Origin of the sequence: Candidatus Aquicultor secundus (genome assembly GCF_002791875.1) — a bacterium.
Classification (GTDB): Bacteria; Actinomycetota; Aquicultoria; order Aquicultorales; family Aquicultoraceae; genus Aquicultor_A; species Aquicultor_A secundus.
The window spans coordinates 12595-13295 of sequence record NZ_PFNG01000157.1; the positions used below are offsets into that span (position 1 = coordinate 12595).

At 45.5% G+C, this 701-nt stretch carries 1 protein-coding gene; it reads right to left on the bottom strand.

Translation table 11 applies throughout. The features are described from left to right. Positions 1 to 172: 172 nt before the first annotated feature. On the bottom strand, positions 173 to 701 hold a 529-nt coding region (locus COY37_RS06525), incomplete at its 5' end, for a pyridoxal phosphate-dependent aminotransferase (protein WP_286976866.1).

A 701-nucleotide genomic window follows, 5' to 3' on the forward strand; every position in this document is an offset into this window, starting at 1 on the left:
TTACTCTCTCGTTGCTTATTGAACTAAATTAACATCAAAATAGGTCTATAAAGATTTTTGGATTTTGACTTCCTAGCGTGAAAGCAGACCTGCCTTCGATATTAAAAGAAGTAGTAATAGAGCCAGCACCTTCCTGATGGTGAATTGAATAATTTAATGATTTTGTTATCCATCATACCAGTGCTCCTTTTACGTGATCATTTTGATCTTTAATAACTTTTAGAAGTGCCTCAAGCTCGCCGATGAACCTCTTGTTTTCCTCCGGCGTGCCGACGGTTACCCTGAAATACTTAGGGTAGCCGAATATATCTCCGGATCTGACAATGATACCCCGCTTCATCAGCTCAAGCGACATCATGCGATCGTCAATACCTATATCTACCAGGATAAAGTTTGCATGCGACGGTATATAATCAAGGCCTATTCTCCTGAACTCTTTGTAGAGATACTCCAGACCCTGGGTGTTCAGACGGCTTCTCTCCTCAACTGCTGTGTCGCACTCCAGGCTGGCAAGCGCCCCCGCCTGGGCAACCGATGTCACATTGAAGGGCTCCCGTACCTTATTGACCGCCGTGATGATAAACTCCGGCGCTATACCGTAGCCGATCCGGCATCCGGCAAGCCCGTGGACTTTCGAGAACGTGCGAAGAACAACAATAGGCCTGTCTTCGTTTATATAATCCATACCGTTCGGATAGTTA